At 34.6% G+C, this 20,805-nt stretch carries 22 protein-coding genes; 8 read left to right on the top strand and 14 right to left on the bottom strand.

The genetic code is table 11. From position 1 onward, the window contains the following. Positions 1–26 precede the first annotated feature (26 nt). Positions 27–908, top strand: coding sequence for a hypothetical protein (locus ACEPXD_RS05565; protein ID WP_391120768.1), 882 nt, complete (start codon positions 27–29; stop codon positions 906–908). A 77-nt stretch (positions 909–985) separates the two neighbouring features. Here ACEPXD_RS05565 and coaD read toward each other — a convergent pair whose 3' ends face one another. The 3 genes from coaD to ACEPXD_RS05550 form a co-directional block, all read right to left on the bottom strand. Continuing rightward, entirely contained in the window at positions 986–1,471 is a 486-nt protein-coding gene (gene coaD / locus ACEPXD_RS05560; protein ID WP_391120766.1) for a pantetheine-phosphate adenylyltransferase, read from the bottom strand. 1 nt (position 1,472) lies between these two features. Beyond that, positions 1,473–2,039 carry a 16S rRNA (guanine(966)-N(2))-methyltransferase RsmD gene (rsmD, locus tag ACEPXD_RS05555; protein WP_391120764.1) on the bottom strand — a complete coding sequence of 189 codons (567 nt, stop codon included), beginning with the start codon at positions 2,037–2,039 and terminating at the stop codon, positions 1,473–1,475. Between the two features lie 103 nt (positions 2,040–2,142). Then, positions 2,143–3,561 carry a hypothetical protein gene (locus tag ACEPXD_RS05550; protein WP_391120761.1) on the bottom strand — a complete coding sequence of 473 codons (1,419 nt, stop codon included), beginning with the start codon at positions 3,559–3,561 and terminating at the stop codon, positions 2,143–2,145. Positions 3,562–3,613: 52 nt separating this feature from the next. Between ACEPXD_RS05550 and ACEPXD_RS05545 the strand changes: the two genes are divergently transcribed. Continuing rightward, on the top strand, positions 3,614–4,000 hold the full coding sequence (locus ACEPXD_RS05545; protein ID WP_391120758.1) for a methylthioribose kinase: 387 nt from the start codon (positions 3,614–3,616) through the stop codon (positions 3,998–4,000). 5 nt (positions 4,001–4,005) lie between these two features. On the opposite strand, the gene ACEPXD_RS05540 is transcribed toward ACEPXD_RS05545, so the two are convergent. Next, a complete protein-coding gene (locus tag ACEPXD_RS05540) occupies positions 4,006–4,278 on the bottom strand; it encodes a YlbG family protein (RefSeq protein ID WP_151699299.1) in 273 nt (90 codons plus the stop codon). Between the two features lie 134 nt (positions 4,279–4,412). On the opposite strand from ACEPXD_RS05540, the gene ACEPXD_RS05535 reads away from it, so the two are divergent. Beyond that, entirely contained in the window at positions 4,413–5,315 is a 903-nt protein-coding gene (locus ACEPXD_RS05535; RefSeq protein WP_391120755.1) for a glycerophosphodiester phosphodiesterase, read from the top strand. 464 nt (positions 5,316–5,779) lie between these two features. Here the strand turns inward: ACEPXD_RS05535 and ACEPXD_RS05530 are convergent, their stop codons facing one another. Next, positions 5,780–6,229: a YlbF family regulator gene (locus ACEPXD_RS05530; RefSeq protein WP_391120752.1), complete on the bottom strand. Its 450-nt coding sequence runs from the start codon at positions 6,227–6,229 to the stop codon at positions 5,780–5,782. Between the two features lie 83 nt (positions 6,230–6,312). Here ACEPXD_RS05530 and ACEPXD_RS05525 point away from each other — a divergent pair, with 83 nt between their 5' ends. Beyond that, positions 6,313–6,810 carry a PaaI family thioesterase gene (locus ACEPXD_RS05525; protein ID WP_391120750.1) on the top strand — a complete coding sequence of 166 codons (498 nt, stop codon included), beginning with the start codon at positions 6,313–6,315 and terminating at the stop codon, positions 6,808–6,810. On the opposite strand, the gene ACEPXD_RS05520 is transcribed toward ACEPXD_RS05525, so the two are convergent. After that, positions 6,759–8,165: a UDP-N-acetylmuramoyl-L-alanyl-D-glutamate--2,6-diaminopimelate ligase gene (locus tag ACEPXD_RS05520; protein WP_391120747.1), complete on the bottom strand. Its 1,407-nt coding sequence runs from the start codon at positions 8,163–8,165 to the stop codon at positions 6,759–6,761. The two genes, ACEPXD_RS05525 and ACEPXD_RS05520, sit on opposite strands and share 52 nt — an antisense overlap. Positions 8,166–8,327: 162 nt before the next feature. On the opposite strand from ACEPXD_RS05520, the gene ACEPXD_RS05515 reads away from it, so the two are divergent. Then, positions 8,328–9,059, top strand: coding sequence for an aspartate kinase (locus ACEPXD_RS05515; RefSeq protein ID WP_391120744.1), 732 nt, complete (start codon positions 8,328–8,330; stop codon positions 9,057–9,059). Positions 9,060–9,062: 3 nt separating this feature from the next. Here the strand turns inward: ACEPXD_RS05515 and ACEPXD_RS05510 are convergent, their stop codons facing one another. After that, a complete protein-coding gene (locus ACEPXD_RS05510; protein ID WP_391120742.1) occupies positions 9,063–10,139 on the bottom strand; it encodes a CAP domain-containing protein in 1,077 nt (358 codons plus the stop codon). A 152-nt stretch (positions 10,140–10,291) separates the two neighbouring features. Here ACEPXD_RS05510 and ACEPXD_RS05505 point away from each other — a divergent pair, with 152 nt between their 5' ends. Together ACEPXD_RS05505 and ytvI are read left to right on the top strand one after the other, a co-directional pair. After that, positions 10,292–10,657 (top strand): YugN family protein, encoded by a 366-nt coding sequence (locus ACEPXD_RS05505; RefSeq protein ID WP_391120739.1) that lies wholly within the window; start codon positions 10,292–10,294, stop codon positions 10,655–10,657. 102 nt (positions 10,658–10,759) lie between these two features. Next, entirely contained in the window at positions 10,760–11,821 is a 1,062-nt protein-coding gene (gene ytvI / locus ACEPXD_RS05500) for a sporulation integral membrane protein YtvI (protein ID WP_391120736.1), read from the top strand. A gap of 831 nt (positions 11,822–12,652) precedes the next feature. Here ytvI and ACEPXD_RS05495 read toward each other — a convergent pair. From ACEPXD_RS05495 to cyoE, 7 genes are all read right to left on the bottom strand, one after another. Further along, complete coding sequence (locus ACEPXD_RS05495; protein ID WP_391120733.1) at positions 12,653–13,114, bottom strand: DUF420 domain-containing protein; 462 nt, start codon at positions 13,112–13,114, stop codon at positions 12,653–12,655. A gap of 37 nt (positions 13,115–13,151) precedes the next feature. Then, positions 13,152–14,063: a cytochrome c oxidase assembly factor CtaG gene (gene ctaG, locus ACEPXD_RS05490; RefSeq protein ID WP_391120730.1), complete on the bottom strand. Its 912-nt coding sequence runs from the start codon at positions 14,061–14,063 to the stop codon at positions 13,152–13,154. 377 nt (positions 14,064–14,440) lie between these two features. Beyond that, a complete protein-coding gene (gene ctaF, locus ACEPXD_RS05485; RefSeq protein WP_391120727.1) occupies positions 14,441–14,773 on the bottom strand; it encodes a cytochrome c oxidase subunit IVB in 333 nt (110 codons plus the stop codon). Between the two features lies 1 nt (position 14,774). Then, positions 14,775–15,401, bottom strand: a complete 627-nt coding sequence (locus ACEPXD_RS05480) for a cytochrome (ubi)quinol oxidase subunit III (protein WP_391120724.1) — start codon at positions 15,399–15,401, stop codon at positions 14,775–14,777. A gap of 2 nt (positions 15,402–15,403) precedes the next feature. Continuing rightward, positions 15,404–17,266 (bottom strand): cytochrome c oxidase subunit I, encoded by a 1,863-nt coding sequence (locus ACEPXD_RS05475; RefSeq protein WP_391120721.1) that lies wholly within the window; start codon positions 17,264–17,266, stop codon positions 15,404–15,406. 33 nt (positions 17,267–17,299) lie between these two features. Beyond that, on the bottom strand, positions 17,300–18,385 hold the full coding sequence (gene coxB, locus ACEPXD_RS05470) for a cytochrome c oxidase subunit II (RefSeq protein WP_391123035.1): 1,086 nt from the start codon (positions 18,383–18,385) through the stop codon (positions 17,300–17,302). A 160-nt stretch (positions 18,386–18,545) separates the two neighbouring features. After that, on the bottom strand, positions 18,546–19,469 hold the full coding sequence (gene cyoE, locus ACEPXD_RS05465; RefSeq protein WP_391120718.1) for a heme o synthase: 924 nt from the start codon (positions 19,467–19,469) through the stop codon (positions 18,546–18,548). A gap of 322 nt (positions 19,470–19,791) precedes the next feature. On the opposite strand from cyoE, the gene ACEPXD_RS05460 reads away from it, so the two are divergent. Continuing rightward, positions 19,792–20,703 carry a COX15/CtaA family protein gene (locus ACEPXD_RS05460; RefSeq protein WP_151699286.1) on the top strand — a complete coding sequence of 304 codons (912 nt, stop codon included), beginning with the start codon at positions 19,792–19,794 and terminating at the stop codon, positions 20,701–20,703. The last annotated feature ends 102 nt before the right edge of the window (positions 20,704–20,805 follow it).

The following is a 20,805-nucleotide window of genomic DNA, read 5'->3' as shown; positions in this document are numbered from 1 at the left end:
TAATCAGCACAAAAGGATGAATTCAATTGCACAAAATAATAACGCTTAGTAGTTGGGTCCTTATTACTCTTCTGTTTTTGCAACCTGGTGTTGCGCATAAAGGAGCAATTGAAGGAATGCGGATATTCACGACAGCTTTACTTCCTTATTTACTTCCATATCTGGTGATCACACAGATGTTTATACGATCTCAAAATACTTTTTTAATAACTCAAAATAAGTTCAAACTATATATAAATATTTTCCTTTTGAGTGCTATAGGTGGGTTTCCTAGCGGGGCAGCCATCATTTCATCACTTAAGGAAATGGGGACTTTAAATAATCGTAATGCGAGTTGGTTATTGGCAATTTGCCACGCACCAAGCCCAATGTTTGTTATTGGATTTGTAGGTATTAATATTTTTCAGGCAGAGATTTCGGGTTTGAAGTTGTTAATCATTATTCATGTAGTAAATTTTTTATTCTTATTAGTATTCATCATATTATCTCCCGCTATTCAAATGAATGTTGAAACAACTAAACTATCATCCTCACCATTTCAAGAAAGCATTAAAGAAACCTCGCAAATATTATTGCTCATTGGGACGACTGTGGTATTCTTTACCACCGTGAGTATCATTGTATTTGAATCGATAAAGGAGATACTTCCTTCCATCTCACCACTTTTGTTAGTATTTATTGCTTCATTCTTTGAAATGACTGGAGGAATTAGTCTCGCAGGAGAAATATTATCCGGGAAAGCTATGCTTCCTGTAATTGTTGCATTAATCATTGCTTTTAGTGGGGTAAGTATCCATATGCAAATAATCGTTTTAGCTCAAAAAGCAGGAATTTCTATTCGTAAATACCTACTTTTCCGCATACTTCATGTAATCCTTATCCCAACAATCTTCTACTTCGTAGCATGAATATTACAGGAATGTTACAGGTGCCTGGCACCTGTAACATTCCTGTAATAAGAAAAAACCTTGCAAAGTTTGCAAGGTTAGTTAGTATCATATTTGGTTTTAAGTGCAGCTTCGACTTGAGGTGGTACAAGTTCTCCAATGTATCCGCCATATTTTGCCACTTCTTTTACTATGCTAGAGCTTAAAAACGAATATTGGTTTTTAGTCATGATAAAGAAAGTTTCGATTTCATCATTCAACACCCGGTTCATCGAAGTGATTTGCATTTCATATTCAAAATCTGATACTGCTCGCAAACCTCTAATGATAGCGCTTGCATTTACGTTTTCTGCATAGTCCATTAATAATCCTGAAAACGTCTCAACTTTTACATTTGGAAGATGCGCAGTTGCATCTTCAATAAGTTTTACTCGTTCTTCAACGGAAAATAAAGGATTTTTAGAGGAGTTATTTAGCACAACAACATTTACCTGTTCAAAAATGGATGCTCCTCTTGTAATAATGTCTAAATGTCCATTTGTAATCGGATCAAAGCTGCCTGGTACGACTGCAATTTTACCCAACTTAATTCCCCTCTTCCATACGTTTGCGATAAATTGAAATAATAGTACTTCCATAAGTTTCTCGTCTAACGAGCGTAAAAGTACCTAAATCAGTTTCTAGGTCAACCGTTTTATCATGCTCGCAAACAATAATCCCCGTTTCATTCATACATCCAGTTTCTACAATTTTTTTAGCTAAATCGTAAAATAATACTTTGCTATAGGGAGGATCTACGAATAACAAATCAATGGAAAGCTCCCTTTTTTCAAATGCTTTTATTGCTCTTGAAGCATCGATTTTGTAAAGTTCACTCGATTCTTCCAATCGGCATTTCTTTAAATTTTCCATAATCGTTTGCAGCGCTTTTTGGTCTTTTTCAATAAAAACGCAAGTGTCGATTCCTCGACTCATCGCTTCAATACCTAAACTCCCACTTCCTGCAAATAAATCGACCGCAATACCTCCATCGAAATATGGACCAATCATGTTAAAAATAGATTCTTTCACTTTATCTGTTGTCGGTCTCGTATTTGTTCCTGGTACTGCTTTTAAAGGCAATCCTTTTCTTGATCCTGATATTACTCTCATCTTGTTTCTCCTAGCTATCAAATTTACCTTGGCGTATGTAATTCCAGATTTCACTTTAATTTATTGTGTTCATCTCACCACTTATAAGGGTTGCTGAACTAAGTTAAAAGAGCGCGGATTGTGTAATCGTAATTCGTTTATCCTGCTTTTTAATGTCAACTAAAAACAATCGAATCATCCATGCCTCCTCAATATAGTAAACCGACCCTATTTTTTCAAATGGTTCTGACATTGCATCAAATCTTTTTTCGTTTAATACATAAAAAGGTTCATGAATTGGAAATCGAAAAGCTCTTGAAGTATTTTGAATGTAAAGCCCTTTATTTGTATCTTTTAGTGTGTATCCTAATACAGCAAGTAGTGGCTCAGCAGCATAAAGTACCTTACCATCTTTGAACAATACTTTCATATTCTCTTGTTGTAATTCATTAATATAAACCGTTCGAGAGTCTTCAAATAATAACGGGAAATTTTCCGTACTAAACTGCATATTAAAAGTAAAATAGGAAGTCTTTAGACCAATTGTATTTGACAATAATTTATCTAGTTTTTTCGCATCTAATCTTTTATTACTTTGTAGTTTGGATTTCCAGTCAGCAAGTTGATCTGTTGTAAAATAGTTATTCAATGTTTCATATATCCAAATAGCCTTCTCTGATCCAATTGGGCGGTTCATTAAATAACTACTAATAACTTCTGCTAACAATAAATTAGAAGGATCTATTCCGTATTTTAACTGAACATTTTTTACAATCAACTCTTTTTGTAAAGAAGCAATGTCTTCACTATCTATGAAGGAAATTCGAAATGCATTCATATGATTACTATTTTTCTCAAAAAGAACGGATACATGTTCACTATTTGGTAAATGTAATTCTTTTAGCTGATTTATTAGTTCTTTAGATATTTCTTTCTCGGAATAAAGAGTGACATTATCATCTTCAAACACGATAGGCAGTACCTTTTTTTGCCAATATAAATCAGTAATATTACCAGAACCGTAGGAGAGGGAGTAATCAATTAAATCTAATGATTCAATTCCAATAATAGGTAAACCACTAACCCACATTCCTCCTCTTTTTAACTCATCCGTAACATGAAGTGTTGTGTAAGAAACTTCTCCTTTTTCAAGTTTGACAAGGAAGTCAGACAAAGTTTTATTATCTTGTAATCCATCTGCCAAAGGAATTTCATAAGAAATGCTTTGTTCAGAGAATTCCCCCTCTTTAAAAGAGGTTAAATCTTCTGATAAACGGTTACAGCTCTCGCTTATACTTAAATCACAAGATCTATTTTCACTTGAAATTGGCCATAAAATGGTTGTTTGTTCGTTTGGAAGATTATTAAAATGTTGTTTTACAATGATTTTATTTTCTTTCATTTTCAATTCAATCTCTTGTTCGTAATAAAAAGATGTTCCATTCTCTTCCGAGCTCGAGGAATAAACGTGATATTGAAATAGTAAAAGAACACTATTCGTAACAACGAGTAACATGGATAAAAAACTAATAACAAATTTCATAGAATTGTCCTCCAACAAAGTGGTAAGATGGATTGGAAAGGAAGTGTTTTCAATGATTCAACGTTTTATTGAGCTTGGTGAGGGTTATGGAGATATATTTGAGCTTTGTGAACTTGCTCGAGTAAACAACCATCGAATACTTCGGGCTTTTATCTTTTCTTCTAAAAAACAAGAGAAAGAATATTATTCAATCGCAATTGCCCTTAACCCAATAAATACCGCTAATTTTTTTCCGATTTATATATGCCTCGAAGGAATACCTAAAATTACTCCAATTCCACAAAGGCTTTCTACCTTTCATGAAACTCTAGAGGAGTTAAAAATTGTGCCTGTTCAAATGGACATTAAACATTCAGCTAATTTTGTTGATAAGGAATTATTCTATCAATATGTCATCGGAATACTACGTCTAAATCATTTCATACCGCCGTTACAATAGAAAAGCTATAAACCGATTTTATAATCGTATTCTTTCGCTTTATCCGGCTTACTATTTTCAAATTCAGTTTTTAAAAATGGACGATAAGATTCCAAAATTTCTTTTACAAAAGGAAGTTTATTCATTTTTTGCTTAGCATTTTCAATCTGATCCTGATCGCAATATAATACAACATATTTTAGTCTTTTCGAAATATAATGGACATGCCCATATTTCCGTAAAGATTTTGCTTGTTTTAAATGATGCACATAGACAACTAATCCTTGTCTTTCTGTCATACGATTCCCCTCATTTCTTCCTATCAAGGATAACATATGCATGAAATTGATAGCAACAACAACTAGCTGACAGTTGAGAAGCATTTCGATATAATAAAAACTACCTTTCGATTTAAAAGGAGGATTAAAAAGGAATGGGCAAAAAAACAAATGTAGCAATTGCAATTGCAGCAGCAGCTGGGGCTGCTTGGGCTAGTACAAAAGCACTTTCAAAACCTCTAAGCCGAACAGCAAAAGAAGCGCTTGAATATGAACATCCCATAGTACTAGCGCATCGCGGAGGATCGGCACTCGCACCTGAATGTTCTCCTGCCGCATTTGAAAGTGCTGCAAAACTCGGTGTTCATGGATTTGAAATAGATTTAAGACTAACAAAAGATGAGGAAATTATTGTTTTTCACGACGAATATATGAGCAGAGTCACAAACTTTTCTGGAAAAGTAGCTGATTATACATTAGACGAGCTTAAGAAGGCAGATTTAGGCTATCATTTTTTAGATTTAAACGGAGAATACTCCTACCGAGATAAGGGAGAGCAAATAATGACATTAGGAGAACTTTTAGAAAAGTATCCTCAAATGCTTATTAATATGGATATTAAAGATGCTCCCCAAACATATGAAGGTAGTTTAATGCCTTCTAAGCTTTGGAGATTGTTAGAAGTGAAGGAAGCATTTCAACGAGTTGTTGTAACTAGTTTTTATGATGATCAAATTGATCGTTTTAATTTATATGCTCAAAACACGGTAGCACTTGGAGCAGGAGAAAAAGAAGTACGTAAAGCATATACAGCATTTACGAGTCAATTTAAACATTTATATCATCCAAAAGCGGATGTTTTTCAAATCCCTGTTAAGTCTAATATGTTTCCTTTAGACAGTGCTAATTTCATTAAGTTTTTAACTTCCTTAAATATTCCAGTTCATTATTGGACAATTGATGATCCAACTTTGATGAAAAAACTCATAAAAAACGGAGCTAAAGGAATTATTACAGATCGACCTGACTTAGCTATCGAAGCACTAAAATTAGACTAAGACATTTTGAGAAAAGCATAAATGCTTTTTAAGGGCACCTGGTTTTTACTTCTTACTGAGTGCTTTGGACGAAACATCAGCTACAAAATTACAGTTGGAATTTTTGTGGATCGCGAATTGACTGCGTCACTTCACAATCCATTTTTTTCAGTAATCTTGTGGCGGGTGTTTGTCCGTCACCTCTTGGAATAAGTAAAGACATGATTCATTTGTTTTGGATAATGAGAGATAAGATGCTTTCCTACTCTTTTAAAAGCGGACGAAGATACAATTTCGTCCGCTCAGCACTTCTTTATCAATAGATGCTACTTTTTCTTTAGTACCGCTTACTCTAATCATACACCTACTGATTCATGTATACTGTGTTAGTTTTCGAAGTACAGTTGCTGTAGTCTGGACAGGTAATTTAAAAAGTAATACTATAAAAGGATGTGTGCTTGTTTGCACACATCCTTTTATAGTTATTATGCAGAACAGGAGCAAGAACCACCTGTACCGCAACCACTTCCACAACTGGAACCGCTAGATGCAAAAAATGGATTACTTACTGGTACTTTGACACCTTCTGAAACAGATTTACCGATTAACAAGCTCACTTCATCTAGTAAGTCTTGCAATTCGTTTTCAGCAACTTTTAGTGTTGCAATTTCATCTACCATATCCAGTTTTCTTTTAGTCACTCGAATATCTTTCATAACTGTCGAATAATCTGGGTGGTATTTTCCGAACCGTTGAACCTCTTCATATTGGTCTTTTAGTTTAGCGAAATGATTTATTTCACTAACTATGTTCGAATTTGTATATACAGCACTATGTGCATCTAAGTATCGATAAAATTGTTCAGAGGAGAGAATCATTTTACATAGTTTATCAGAGTGGTCCATTAAAGTGGCCCATTCATTGGTCATAATCATTTGACAATCCTCCAATCCTTTTTATCATATCAAAAAGTAATACTAATTGCTAAACTATTATCTTATTGTTGGGAGTAAAAAAAATGAATGAATTACAATCTTTGATAAATCAAGTAACTGAACACGCAACAGACGTTGAAATAAAATTACTCAAAGAATTTTTAAAAGGCATACAAAATAAACAAAAAAAGGATGCTCCTACCTACTTAAATGCCATATTTCATATGAATACACAATTTGAAGAGAATCGATGTGTTGTCACTCTACCAGTAACCCCCCTTTCCTATAATAGCTTTGATATGCCGCACGGAGGAGTAATTGCTACCCTAACAGATAATGCAATGGGTTTCCTAGTAAATAAGGATTTAAGCACAGAAGGGAAAGGAGCAGTTACTACAACTATGACAATTCATTATGTCAAAGCATCTACAGAGAAAACGTTGATAGCAACTGCCTCTTACTTACATAAAGGGCGTCAAACTTTAGTTATGGAATGCACAGTAACACAGCCGGATGGCAAAAAAATTGCTTATGCAACTGGATCATTTTTCGTTATAACTCCGGCAAGCCCTTCGAAATAATTTCGGACAACTTCATGATCAGAAAAAGGGACAACAAGTTCATGAACAATTTGTTCTTGTTCATGTCCCTTTCCTGCTATTAATACTATATCCCCTTTTTCTGCATTGCTTAAAGCCATGATAATTGCTTTTTTTCGATCCGTTTCAGTAATTACTTTTTCTGTATTTGCCCCTTTTACAATATCGGAAATAATGTCCGCCGGATTTTCATTCCTTGGATTATCGTTCGTTATTATAGCTGTAGTTGCATATTTTGTAGCCACTTCTCCCATCCATTTTCTCTTTTGTTTATCCCGATTTCCACCACATCCAAAAACAACATATATATTACGCTTGGCATAAGATGCTACCGCTGATAAACTTGCCTCTAGTGCATCAGGTGTATGCGCATAGTCAATCAGAACTTCAATTCCCTCATTATTGTGAATTCGTTCTAATCTTCCTATAGGAAGGTTTACCGTTTTTACTTCGTCCAGTGGAATACCTAACGCTCCTATCACAGCTATTGCCGCTGCTAAATTCAACCCATTATAATAACCACTATTATTCATCTCTACTTGAAGTTCTTTTTCATTTATTAAATATTTGTATCGTACCTTTTCAGTTGAGTAATCTCCCTTTTGATAAATAACGTCATTTGTATAATTTTCTCCAAACCGAATGATTGGCAAACGAGTTTTATCAGCGATAGATTGGCACCATGCATCGTCATCATTAAGAACAAGTTTTTTTGAAAGAGGGATAAGCATTTCTTTGGATTTTTTATAAGGAACCATTCCACCGTGAAACTCAATATGATCTTTCCCTATATTTAAAAATACACCCACGTCTATTGGATAATTACCTAATCGTTGGTCTAACAGACCTTGTGAAGAAGCCTCTAATATTATATATTCAACATTTTTTTCATTACAATACTTAACTACTTGCATAAAATCATAAAAAGGCAAAGTGGTATTATTCCGAAATAAGTTATTTAATTTTTCTCCGTTAACATATACACCTAAAGTTCCAATGACACAAACTGATTTACTTTGTTGCATTAGTAACTGTCCGATAAACGATGCGACAGTTGTTTTTCCGTTTGTTCCTGTTATGCCTATCGTTTTTATCTTTTTTCCATACCGTTCATAAGAAACGGATGACACCCGTCTTATAAAACCGTCTATATCAGCAGGTATTATTATTTGCGGAACGATACAATCAGGGATAAAGCATTTAGTTAAAACGGCAATTGCTCCTTTTTGAATCGCTTCCTCCATAAAGATTCGATTATTTGTCTGTGAGACAAATATATCCCCTTCTTCGATTTGTTTTGAATGATCAATCCATCTATTAATCTTTGTCTGTGACAAATCTCCTACAATCTTATATTGAACGCCATTTAGTAATTCTTTTAAAGAATAAATAATTCTTCACTCCCTACACCATTCTTGTATATTCGCATAAAGTAAAATGAATTCCTTGTATCGTATGAACGGAGTGAATAAAATGTCACGAGTAAAGTGGATGAAGATATGATTATTCAAAAATATGGTGGCATTGCTATGCAAGATCACCAAAGCAGGAAATTGATCATTAAGCACATTCAAAAAGCAATGAGAAATCATGAACAAGTGTTGGTAGTTGTTTCTGCCATGGGAAGAAGGGGTCAGCATTATTCAACAGATACACTTTTAGACCTTATTCCAACAACTCTTAGTAGTGTTGAGTCAGATTTGCTCTCAGCATGTGGAGAATTAATTTCTGCATCTGTTTTATGTGCAGAATTAAAAAAAGGAGGAATTAGCACTACAATTCTTTATGGAAAGAACGCTGGAATCATCACGAATGAAGCATACGGAAACGCAAATATAATAGATGTGAATACGAATATATTGAATTCTACATTCAAAGATTTTCCTTGCATTATAGTACCTGGATTTCAAGGTATATCTGAAAAAACACACAATTTCACAACACTAGGTAGAGGTGGAAGTGATTTTACTGCGGTTGTATATGGGCATCATTTAAAAGCGGAGGTTGTAGAGTTTTATAAAGATGTTCCTGGTGTAATGACATCAGATCCTTCTAAAAACAAATCGGTCGAACTAATACCTGTAATGTCTTACGAAGAACTTCAAACTATAATAAGTGCACCTGTTGAAATCATTCAAAAAAGAGCAGCTAAATTTGCTGCTCTGTATAAAGTTCCATTGCATATTCGATCTTTATATGAAGACCAAGATGGGACTTTCGTTTTTCATTAATAATTATGGTCTATCCTCTTTGGAAATCGGTATTTCGATAAGATTCTGCGTATAGTAATTTCCGTATACACCTACTCCAGTATGAGTATATTTCCTCCCTAATAGTGTATCTCTATGATTTTTTGAGTTTAACCAACCGTTTACCGCTTCTCCTGCATCAAAATAAAAAGCAGCTGTATTTCCACCAGCTCTTGAAAATTCTATTTCTGATTCTTTTAATGTATCGCTTAACTTAGGAATTTCAGCTAAATCATTTACTACAACATTATTTTTAGCCATTTCTTTACTTTGCATTCTAGCAATATCTTGCAATGATATATCTGATTCTAAAACATTAACTCCATGTCTTAGCCGATAAGCATTTGTAATTTCAAAAATTTGTCTTTCATTTGCACGGTCTACGGCAATTTGAAACGAAGAAGAAGGAGTCAGAGTTTCTATCATCGAACCATTATATAAAATATCATATGGTTTTTGCAGTAACAGTGTTTCTAAATCAGAAAATCTCACCGCTTCTAGTTTTTTGTCAACGACATCAATATATAGAATAGCTAGCAAATTATCAAACTGTACTAGAATTCGGTCGTTAATATCATCTTCATTTAACGAAAACGTATACGTATTCGTACCAATAGCAATTGTAATTTCTGATTGAACGAGTGTAAAACGATAGATTTCTTCAATTGACTGACCAATTTTATACGGTGTAACTACAACAGAGTTACCAATAACAAAAACTTGTTTTACTTTCTCTTCGGAAACTCCTATAAGCTGATAACTTGAATAAGAATCATTATACACCCACCACTCATAACCAAATGAGGAGGGTTCAATTCGAGTTGGTTTTCCTAATAACTTGATTACTTTGGAGGAAGGTTGCCCTACTAATACAGAGATACCAGTTTTAGGTCTCGAAAAAATATTGTTAGTTTCGACAATTTCTTTAGACTCTTGCGGAATTATTTGTCCAGTGTTATTCGAGCCGGTAAGTAACTCATTTTCTTGAATAGGATTATCAAAATATATAAACACGGCTAGTACAATAGCAATAGCGATTAAGATGCGAAATAGATTTTTCATCTTATTTATCTCCTTATTTTTTAATCCATTTTCACTAGTATATCAAGCTTGTATACAAAGACACAATGTTGTCATTGCAACATTTTCAAATTTGAATTAATATTAATGAGAACGTATTCTAAGGTAATTTGAACGTGAAGGAGGACAATTAAATGGATTTCGAAAACACAGGTATCGAAAACACTGTCATTGATCTAAATGTATTAGATGATGTAATGAAACAACATGGTCTAATCCGCGCAGGACAATGGGATTATGAGCGCGTTACTTATGACAAAAAATTTGAAAATAAAGAAGGTATTTTTTATCTTCGTGTATTTGGCTTTACAAAAGATGGCGATGTAGGAGCACATGATGCTATCATCACATTATTGAAGCCTGCTCTTGGGAAGCATTACTATCCACATGGCATTGAATATGGTGAAAATGAGGTTTTCCCAAATCATTTAGTTAAATCTTGTGAGAAAACTCTGACCGCTCTACAAGCGGATTTAAAATCTTTTAAACTGAATGCCTAATCAAATGACGCTAGAGAAAATATTCTCTAGCGTTTTTTCATGTTCAAAAGTATAAATTTTGACTATACTAATTATAACAATCATAAGAAGGTGGTACTGCTATTGTTAAACAAAAATTTATATAAGAAATATATGAAATACATCTTTTTGATTCTCATCCTTTTATTGATTGCAATATTTATCTTGCCTGTCTCTGTTCCAATTATAATAGCACTTCTTACGGCAATATTAATTGAACCATTAGTTAAATTTACACAAAAAACTTTTAAATGGAATAGAAAACTTGCCGTAATCACTAACTTTTCTTTCTTTTTGTTGATTATTTCAGTAGGACTTTATTTTGGAATTACCAAACTTATCTCACAATTAATATACACGACAAAAGTCATTCCAAATTATTTGAACAATTTAACTGGAATGTGGATAGATATTCAAAATAACCTATTCAAATATACAGAAGGATTACCAGCAGAAGTAGTATTGTCCATACAGAATAAGTTGGAGGATACATTAATAAGTTTAAAAGATTCTTTACTTGATTTATTGAGCTACTCAAATATTACGTCCCTACTTACAAATATTCCAAACTTTTTAGTTAGTTTCATTGTATTCATCGTAGCATTATTTTTATTTATGCTTGATTTAGAAAATTTACGAATAAAGCTTTTTCAGTATTTTTCCGACAGTACTGCTGAAAAAGTACGATTCATGGCAAAAGGCATAAAAAAGGTGGTCATTGGCTTTTTAAAAGCACAAGTATTAGCAAGTTTTTTTATTTTAGCTGCTACCATAATAGGATTACTTTTAATCGCCCCAAAATATGCGATAGTTATGTCGATTATTATTTGGATTATTGATATTATTCCAATTTTAGGATCCATTATTATTCTAGCACCTTGGGCACTCTATCATTTCCTGACTGGTGACGTTGTTTTGGGAACGAAGCTTACTATTCTTGCAGTTATTTTAATTATTATTAGAAGAACTGTGGAACCTAAGTTAATGGGCTCACAAATGGGCATATCTCCATTAGCAGTACTAATTGCAATGTTTATAGGTGCTAAATTATTTGGAGTCCTTGGATTTATTATAGGACCAATAATTGTTATTTTATTTATTACTGCAAAAGAATCTGGAATGATAAAGCTTAACTTTAAGGTATGAACCATAAAACTGGTTGATAGACTAAGAAAAGCGCATGCGCCCTTTAAGTGCACCTGGTCATCACCAATTACCGAGTGCTTTGGACTAAACATTTGCAACACCATTACCGGTGGATTTTTTGTGGATTGTGAAGTGACTGCGTCACTTCACAATCCATTTTTTTCGCTAATCTTGTGGCGGATGTCTCTCCGTCGCCCTCTTGAAATATGTAGAGACAAGGTATATAAGGTTTGGATAATGAGAGAATAAATCCTCTCCTATTCTTTTAAAAGCGGACGAAGATACAATTTCGTCCGCTCAGCGCTTCTTTATTAATGAATACTACCTATTTTTTCAGGCCACACCAATTCTAATCATCTACCCGCTGATTCATGTATAATGTGTACGCTAAAAGTAAAAATATATAGGAAATCCTGCTTAAGGAAGACACCATTAAAATCACTTCAAGTCGTTGTGAATACTGGATTTCTAGTTTATCAATTTCATATACTTTCTTCACTTAATGGATTGTAGTGAAAGGTGGCGACTCCAGCCGGAGGCCAACAGGATGTTGGTCACGAAGGCGTTGCCACACGATGTGGAGCTCTTAGCCTTCGTTCCTCGGAGACAGATGAGACATCGCAAACGACGCGAATGCGGCGGTGATGGCTCATCGCTCTCCCCGCGGAACACGTCCACCTGAAACGGAAATCCGCGGTATTATTTAATTCTTTAAAGTACTATGAACACTCGTTTCGCTGGACAATAACCATATACGTTCTTATCTTTTAAAAAATAATAAAGCAGTAGCCTGCATAATTACGCTGGCTACTGCTTTATTTTTATATTTGACTATCCACCTATTATTGCTTTTATAACAGAAGTTGTATCTCCACCATGATAAAATACATATAACAATAGATAGACAGCTACACCTGTTATTGCTACAAAGAACCAAATGATACTTGTAATTGGTCCAATTTTACGGTGCTTGGCAATATTATTCTTTAATCCTAAATAGATCGTTACAATTCCAAACACTGCACCTGTAGTAGCTAATGTAATGTGAAAAATTAAAAATATGGTGTAGTAGATTTTAATGTCATCCGGTCCACCAAATGCAGTATTACCAATAAATATTGTTCGTGAAACATAGATGATAAAAAAAGCTAAAGCTGATATAGCAGCAGCAAACATCGTCTTCTTATGTGCTTCAATTTTTCTTTGTTTGATTAATCCCCAACCAATTGCTATCAAGATAGCACTTAATACGATAAATGAGGTACTAATTGTAGGTAATATAGGTAAATTCATTATCATTCTCCTTGAATACAATTGTTTATTTTAACAACTAGGCTCTACTTGAATTATGTAGATCATCTAATGCTTTTTGTGTAATATCATCTGCATTTTCTTGTTCATTCCGATACCACTCAAAGAAAATCGAAAATAGTACAAATCCATAAATAATTTCTTGAATGATTTTCATAATTACTCCACCAAGTTGTTGATCCTCAAATGGAGGCATATTAGAAAATAATTCTGGGCCAGATAACGAAAGACCAGCTAATGTATTACTTGGTACACAAAGTGCCATAGCTTTCAACCATGCAACTGGGTTTGTATAAGTAGCATACATTGGTACGTCTGAGAAAATAATAAGCGCACACGCTGGAGTGATTAATACAGCACTGGCTATAATATAACCTATTTTTTTTAATCCGTGTAGCTTATTTTCAACTCCATTGATATCAACAATGGACCACCACATGCAGATTGCAGAAATAAACAAGATAAACGTATAAGTGCCATGCAAACCTTCATTTAATTTAATATAATCAAAAATTAACGGAATATGGTAAAGAGAGAACAGACCTGAAAATAAGATCAAAGCTAACATAGGTCTTGTAAAAAAAGGGAATAACTTTCGAACAATAGGCAACTCCCTTACAGCTTTCCAAACCCACCATGGAATTCCTTTCATCAATATAGGGGGAATCAACATTAGCAATATTGCCATTTGTGTCATGTGAAATGAAAACATAATATGACTCATTAAATCTATAGGAGAGCCCTTCATAATATACAATAGGACTAAACTAGTTAAGAAATAAACTACTTCTTTTCGTTTCAATGGCTCTGAAACATGAAAGTCTTTTCTCCATTTAACCGTAATTAAGAAATATAATATTGTAATTAATACTAAAACGCCAATCATGATAGGACTCCACAATGCTTGAAATCCGAATATACTTAAAGGCATGAGGTATCTCGCTCCTTCCTACTACATTACTTTCCTTATTATAATGCTCTACAGCTATAACTTCAATGAACGAACTATGACAAATAAGAAAAACGGAAGATGCAGCATTGAATTCTGTAATGATACAATACGGTAAAGTTATTCTTCTATCTTTGAGAAAAGCGTAAGCGTCCTATAAGGGTATGTGAAAATCGTCTTTACTGTTTCCCGATTGCTTTGGACGAAGCATTGGCTACACTATTACCGAAAATTGTGGCAGATATTTGTCCGTCGCCTACTTGGAAAGTGCTTTGGATTAAACATCAGCGACACTATATGCCAGTTACCACAAAAAAAGCAAGACTAAGATTAAACTTAGTCCCGCTTTATAATTTTATTTACCACCAAACAATTGTTAAAAACGTAAGGATAAAAGTAAATGCAAAAGTTGCACCTAGATATAAGAAGAAAGCAGTAATACCATGATTTTTTTCACTCATATGCATGAAGTAGTAAAGTTGTAATACCACTTGAATTGCAGCAAGTAATAAAATTATTGGTACAACAAAGTATTTTGAAAAGTCAGCTGCAACTGAGCTAAATGCAACTAATGTCATAAAAATCATAATTGCAAATGTAGTTACTTGACCACGCATTTCTTCTCTTCTTTTACGACGAGTATATTCATACTCTGTTTGAGATTTGACATAAACGTGAGCGTCATGAGACATATTAACGAACAACTCCCATCAAGTATACTACTGTAAAGATAAATACCCACACAACATCGATAAAGTGCCAGTATAAAGAAGCAGTATAATATTTTGGTGCATTATATAAGCTAAATCCGCGTTTTGCATTACGTAAAAGCAGTAAAACAATCCATCCAAGACCAATTACAACGTGAAGACCATGCGTGCCAACTAATGTAAAGAAGGCAGATGAAAATGCACTTTGACCATAATTAAAACCTAAATGAACATAATGATTAAACTCATAAATCTCTAAAGCTAAGAATCCAAGTCCAAGGAATACCGTGATTGCCATCCAAGTTTGCATTCCTTTAAAGTTATGGTTTTTCATATGATACATTGCATATACACTTGTTAAAGATGAAGTTAATAGCAACATAGTCATTACGAACGCTAGTGGTAACTCATAAAGTGAATGAGTTGAAAATTCCATTCCACTTGGTCCTTTGTCTTTCAATGCTAAATAAGTAGCAAACAAACTAGCGAACAGTACAGTTTCTCCACCTAGAAACAGCCAGAAACCTAAGAATTTGTTTTTACCTTCTAAAGTTACTTGCTCTGGATGATCTGGCCAAGATTGTGGGGTGTACTTTGTATTAAAGTCCATTATTATTTACCCCCTTTTTCATTCATTAATTCTTCTTTGTGAATATGATAACCATGATCATCTTTAAGTGAACGAACTGCCATCGAAAGTAATGTAATACCTAAACCAAGTACGATAACTAGTGTACCCCATGAAGATTGAGCATGATATAAAGCACCAAATGCTGCTACAAATAATCCAAATGACATTACAAAAGGAATAAATGAGTTGTTAGGCATATGTATATCAGAAATTGGTTCTGCATATGTCATACCTTCTTTATTACCTTCTTGTTTCTCAATCCAGTAAGTATCAAGTCCACGAACAAGTGGAGTTTGTTTAAAGTTATAATAAGGCACTGGTTGTGGAATAGCCCATTCTAACGTACGGCCATCCTCCCAAGGGTCATTACCAACTTTTTCATTTTTAACAATTGTGATAATAATGTTAATGACTAAAATGATAACCCCTATTGCCATTAATCCTGCTCCTAGAGAACTGATTAAGTTGAATAAATCCCAACCTTGCCCTTCTCGGAACGTAAATACGCGACGTGGCATACCCATTAACCCTAAGAAATGTTGAATAAAGAAAGTACAATGGAATCCAAGGAAGAAGAACCAGAATGTCCATTTCCCTAACTTTTCACTTAACATTTGGTTGAACATTAAAGGCCAATATAAGTGTAATGCTGCTAAGATAGCAAGCACTACTCCTCCTACGATTACGTAGTGGAAATGGGCAACGATAAAGTATGAATCGTGCAATTGATAATCTAGTGGAGCGGCAGCTTGCATTATACCAGTTACCCCACCTGCTACGAATGAAGGAATAAATCCTAAAGCATACAGCATTGGAACCGTAACTTTAATACTTCCTCCCCAAATCGTAAGCAACCAGTTAAAAATTTTCATACCAGTAGGAACAGCGATTGCCATTGTAGCAACAGCGAAAATAGCATTAGCTGTTGGTCCTAAACCAACTGTAAACATATGGTGAGCCCAAACCATGAATCCTAAGAAACCGATTAATACAGTCGCAAATACCATGGATGAGTAACCAAATAGACGTTTCCGTGAGAATATAGCGAAAATCTCAGAGAATATACCGAATGCAGGTAATATTAAGATATATACTTCAGGATGTCCAAATATCCAGAATAAATGCTCCCAAATGATTGTATTACCACCATTTATATGATTGAAGAAATTTGCTCCAAACATACGGTCAAAGATTAAGAAAAATAATCCAACTGTAAGCGGTGGGAATGCAAATAATATTAACGCACTTGCAACAAACGTAGTCCAAGTCATTAATGGCATACGCATATACGTCATACCTGGAGCACGCATATTAATGATTGTTACAAGGAAGTTAATACCTCCAATATAAGTTCCGGCACCGGCTATTTGAAGCCCAAGTGCGTAAAAGTCAATACCATGTCCTGGTGAAGCTAATGATAATGATGCATAAGACGTCCATCCTGCATCAGGTGCACCACCTAAGAACCATGATAAGTTAAGGAAAATACCTCCGAAAAGGAATAACCAAAAACCAAGAGCGTTCAGAAATGGGAATGCTACGTCACGTGCACCAATCTGCAACGGCATAACTGCATTCATAAATCCAAATAATATCGGCATGGCCGCTAGGAAAATCATCGTTGTACCATGCATTGTAATAATTTCGTTAAATAAGCCCGCACTAACAAAATCATTATCCGGTTTTGCTAATTGTATACGAATTAGCATTGCCTCGATACCACCGATTACGAAAAACAAACCACCGGCAGCGAGGTAAAGGATAGCGATTTTTTTATGGTCGACTGTCGTTAAGTAGTCCCATACAGAAGCGCCAAAGCCTTTTTTCTTTGCGATTGAACTCACAACTTTAACCTCCTTTAATTTTTATCTATTGCATTACTTTTCAACAGATAATTCCATCAAATATTCCGCAAGAGCATCTAATTGCTCATCAGTAAACGGTTCGCCATTGTTTAAATCTTCAGGTTGTGGCATTTTGTTACCTGGTTTATAACTTTGTGGATCATTAATCCATAATTTGATGTTTTCTTTCGTGTGATCCATGAATCCAGCAACACGATTACGGTCTCCAAAAGCACCTAGGTTTGGACCCATGCTTCCGCCTGTACCTGCAACAGAAGTTGCGTGACATCCGATACAACCTGCACCGGTGAATAGTGCTTCACCTTGCTTAGCACTGTCTCCTACTGCAACATGTTCCGTAGATTTCGCTTTTGCTACCCATGCATCAAAATCTTTTCGATTCATTGTTTTTACTTTGAAGTCCATTAAAGCATGAGAAGGACCACAAAGTTCCGCACATTTACCATAGAATACGCCTTGCTCTAAGCCAGCCGATTCTTTGTCAAACTCTAAATAGAATTGATTGACATTATCTACGTTTGTATCCATCTTACCGCCAGCTGTTGGAATCCAAAATGAGTGTTTTACATCAGCTGCTTTCAAATTGAAATATACTTTTTCGTTTGTAGGAACAACTAGTTCCTGTGCAGTTACTACACCTAAATCCGGGTACTCAAACTCCCACCAATAAAGTTTAGCAGTAACATTTACTGTCAAAGCAGTTTTATTACCTTCTGCATTTACTTCTGCCATACCAGCTACATCCGCATGTTTATAAGTATAAAATACTGTCGGAACTGCAAGAATTAATAGAAGAATAATTGGAATAACTGTCCAAATAATTTCTAATGTATGACTTCCTTCAACTTGCTCAGGGATAACATCTTCCCCTACTTTTGAACGACGGAACTTCACGATAGCAACTACATAGATAATTCCTACTACAATAATAACTAAAGCCATAATAGCAGAAGAAAGTAGTAGTAAATTAAATTGATCTCTTCCAACTTGTCCAGCAGGTGTAAGCGTCGATAGGTATTCTTCGCCACAACCCGATAGGAAAATCGTTAGAGCTGCTAACACTGAAAAAAGTCGCCATTTTTTAAGCCCTTTCATCATAGCTAAATCAAACCCCTCTTTCATTGTTGTATTCATGTGCTGTTGGACTGCGGTTCATTTTATATGAATTCTTGTTGACTAAGAAAGAATTCCAATAGGTCAAAATCAATGTAATGTAATCTTCCCTTTTTTAGAAAAGGTAGACTACTTCTAATTCAAGTTAAATAAAAATAGAAAAGATAATCATTGATACGAACAGGATGGTCATATAGTTTAAGGAATAAACAAACATACCAGTCGCCCATTTCAAGTCATCTTTTACCCGGAAACCTTTAATTGCAAGTATAAGCCAACCTATATTCAGAACAGTGGCTAATACTAGAAAGAAAATTCCAAGATCCATTAATAAAAATGGTAAAGGGAACAAAAAGATTACCCATAGAAGCATTGAACGCTTAGTACGTGCAAATCCTTTCACAACTGGAAGCATTGGTATACCTGCTGCTCTATATTCTTCTGTTCGTTTCATTGCAAGTGCATAAAAATGTGGTGGTTGCCACACAAACATAATTAAGAATAATGCAAAAGCCCCGTAGCTTAAACCTGGTTCTACTGCAGCCCATCCGATTAAAGGTGGTATTGCTCCTGATATACTTCCTACTATTGTATTACTAACATGCTTTCTTTTTGACCACATAGAATAAAGAACCACATAACTAATGATGCCCGCCATTCCCCAAACTCCAGCAGATGTTGAAGCCAGGAATAACAAAATTTCACCTACAACTAATAAAGTAAGAGAAGTTGTCAATACGGCAATCGGTTTAAACCTTCCAGTAACAGTGGGTCTAGCTCTTTTACTTTTCATAATAGGGTCAATATCACGATCTATATAATTATTCATCGCACCAGATCCGGCTATTATGAAAGCCGCACCAAATAGCGTATAAACCATTAGATCTAGTTCCTGAAGAAAATTACGGTTAGTAAATTGAAAAGCTAACCAAATACCAGTAAACGTTGTTACTAAATTCGAATTGACAATCCCAATCTTAATAAGTGCTAGAAAGTCTTTTATGAAAGAAGTTGTTTCTGGAACTTTGTCAGTCTCGGTAGTAGCGGTAATTGATTGAGTATTTGACATGCTGCCCCTCCTTTCAAAGTTGTAAGCATATTCCGCTACCTTTTACTATATCGAAAAACCTTATTAATTTCCATAGTGAATAAGTTTTTTCGAATAATAAGTTAAATGATTACCTTACAAAAGAGTAACAATATTAATAGTAAATCATTTCTTCTACTCTTTTGTGAAGGTTCAAGCACGAATTTATGAACAATTTGTGAAATGGTACTATCAACTTTTAGTGTTTAATGTATAAACATTGTTTTTTCTTTCATATTTCGATATTATCAAAAAGCAGATACCGTCTTTTTAGACGATCAAGATACATAAAGTAGGTGGCACATTGCACATTCATAAAATTTTAAAATGGTTAGCCGTAGCTTCTACTGTTGGAATGCTTCTTATTCTTTTAGGAGGAGCGCTTGTTACGAAAACCGACAGCGGGATGGGTTGTGGAAGACATTGGCCAGGCTGTAACGGACAACTTATACCAGATAAAATAACAACAGAAGTACTAATTGAATTTTCACATCGAGTAGTTACGGGTGCAGTTGGAATACTAATTGTAGCTTTAGCCATTTGGGCATGGCGTGCACTAGGACATGTTCGTGAAACAAAGTTTCTATCGATTATGGCTGTTTTTTTCTTAGTACTTCAAGCTTTAATTGGTGCAGCACAAGTAAAATGGGGACAAGGAGATTTTATACTGGCATTGCATTTTGGAATTTCTCTTATTTCTTTTGCAGCCGTCTTATTACTCACACTACTCATTTTTGAAGTTGATAGAAAATTTGACACGGATAAAATTAGAATAGGAAAAACATTAAAGTTTCATACAATTGGAGTTACACTTTATTCCTACATAGTAGTATATTCGGGTGCTCTTGTTCGTCATACAAAGTCTAGTTTGGTTTGTAAAGACTGGCCCCTGTGTAGAAACGATGAGTTTTCATTGCCTACAAACTTATATGAGTGGGTACAAATGGGACATCGAGCGGCAGCTGGATTGATTATTATTTGGATAATTATTATTGCCATTCATGCATTTAGAAACTATAAAGAACAGCGAGCAATTTATTGGGGTTGGATTACCGCTTTAATTCTTGTTCTCTGCCAAGCTTGCACTGGTATGTTAATAGTATTTACTAAACTAAATTTGTATATTGCATTGTTGCATTCTTTATTTGTTTCGTTACTATTTGGTTTGTTATGTTATATGGTTCTGTTATTATCCCGGAGTCGATTGAAGATATAAGATAAACCTAAGCTCCCTTTAAGAGCGTCTTGTCTTTACTATTCCCTAAGTGCTTTGGTCGAAACATTAGCTACACTATTACCTAAAGAAATTTTTATGGAT

The organism is Psychrobacillus sp. L3 (genome assembly GCF_042945595.1).
Taxonomy (GTDB): domain Bacteria; phylum Bacillota; class Bacilli; order Bacillales_A; family Planococcaceae; genus Psychrobacillus.
The sequence above is the reverse complement of the archived record's forward strand: the minus strand, read 5'-3'. Positions and strand labels throughout refer to the sequence as shown.

Bases quoted from the DNA above. Each gene is read 5' to 3' on its own strand.
- ACEPXD_RS05480 (WP_391120724.1), bottom strand. From the start codon at position 15,401: ATGGACTTTAATACAAAGTACACCCCACAATCTTGGCCAGATCATCCA.
- ACEPXD_RS05545 (WP_391120758.1), top strand. From the start codon at position 3,614: ATGATTCAACGTTTTATTGAGCTTGGTGAGGGTTATGGAGATATATTT.
- rsmD (WP_391120764.1), bottom strand. From the start codon at position 2,039: ATGAGAGTAATATCAGGATCAAGAAAAGGATTGCCTTTAAAAGCAGTA.
- coxB (WP_391123035.1), bottom strand. From the start codon at position 18,385: ATGATGAAAGGGCTTAAAAAATGGCGACTTTTTTCAGTGTTAGCAGCT.
- ACEPXD_RS05550 (WP_391120761.1), bottom strand. From the start codon at position 3,561: ATGAAATTTGTTATTAGTTTTTTATCCATGTTACTCGTTGTTACGAAT.
- ctaF (WP_391120727.1), bottom strand. From the start codon at position 14,773: ATGTCTCATGACGCTCACGTTTATGTCAAATCTCAAACAGAGTATGAA.
- ACEPXD_RS05525 (WP_391120750.1), top strand. From the start codon at position 6,313: ATGAATGAATTACAATCTTTGATAAATCAAGTAACTGAACACGCAACA.
- ACEPXD_RS05510 (WP_391120742.1), bottom strand. From the start codon at position 10,139: ATGAAAAATCTATTTCGCATCTTAATCGCTATTGCTATTGTACTAGCC.
- ACEPXD_RS05530 (WP_391120752.1), bottom strand. From the start codon at position 6,229: ATGATTATGACCAATGAATGGGCCACTTTAATGGACCACTCTGATAAA.
- ACEPXD_RS05540 (WP_151699299.1), bottom strand. From the start codon at position 4,278: ATGACAGAAAGACAAGGATTAGTTGTCTATGTGCATCATTTAAAACAA.
- ctaG (WP_391120730.1), bottom strand. From the start codon at position 14,063: ATGCCTTTAAGTATATTCGGATTTCAAGCATTGTGGAGTCCTATCATG.
- ACEPXD_RS05535 (WP_391120755.1), top strand. From the start codon at position 4,413: ATGGGCAAAAAAACAAATGTAGCAATTGCAATTGCAGCAGCAGCTGGG.
- ACEPXD_RS05495 (WP_391120733.1), bottom strand. From the start codon at position 13,114: ATGAATTTACCTATATTACCTACAATTAGTACCTCATTTATCGTATTA.
- ACEPXD_RS05515 (WP_391120744.1), top strand. From the start codon at position 8,328: ATGATTATTCAAAAATATGGTGGCATTGCTATGCAAGATCACCAAAGC.
- cyoE (WP_391120718.1), bottom strand. From the start codon at position 19,469: ATGTCAAATACTCAATCAATTACCGCTACTACCGAGACTGACAAAGTT.
- ACEPXD_RS05505 (WP_391120739.1), top strand. From the start codon at position 10,292: ATGGATTTCGAAAACACAGGTATCGAAAACACTGTCATTGATCTAAAT.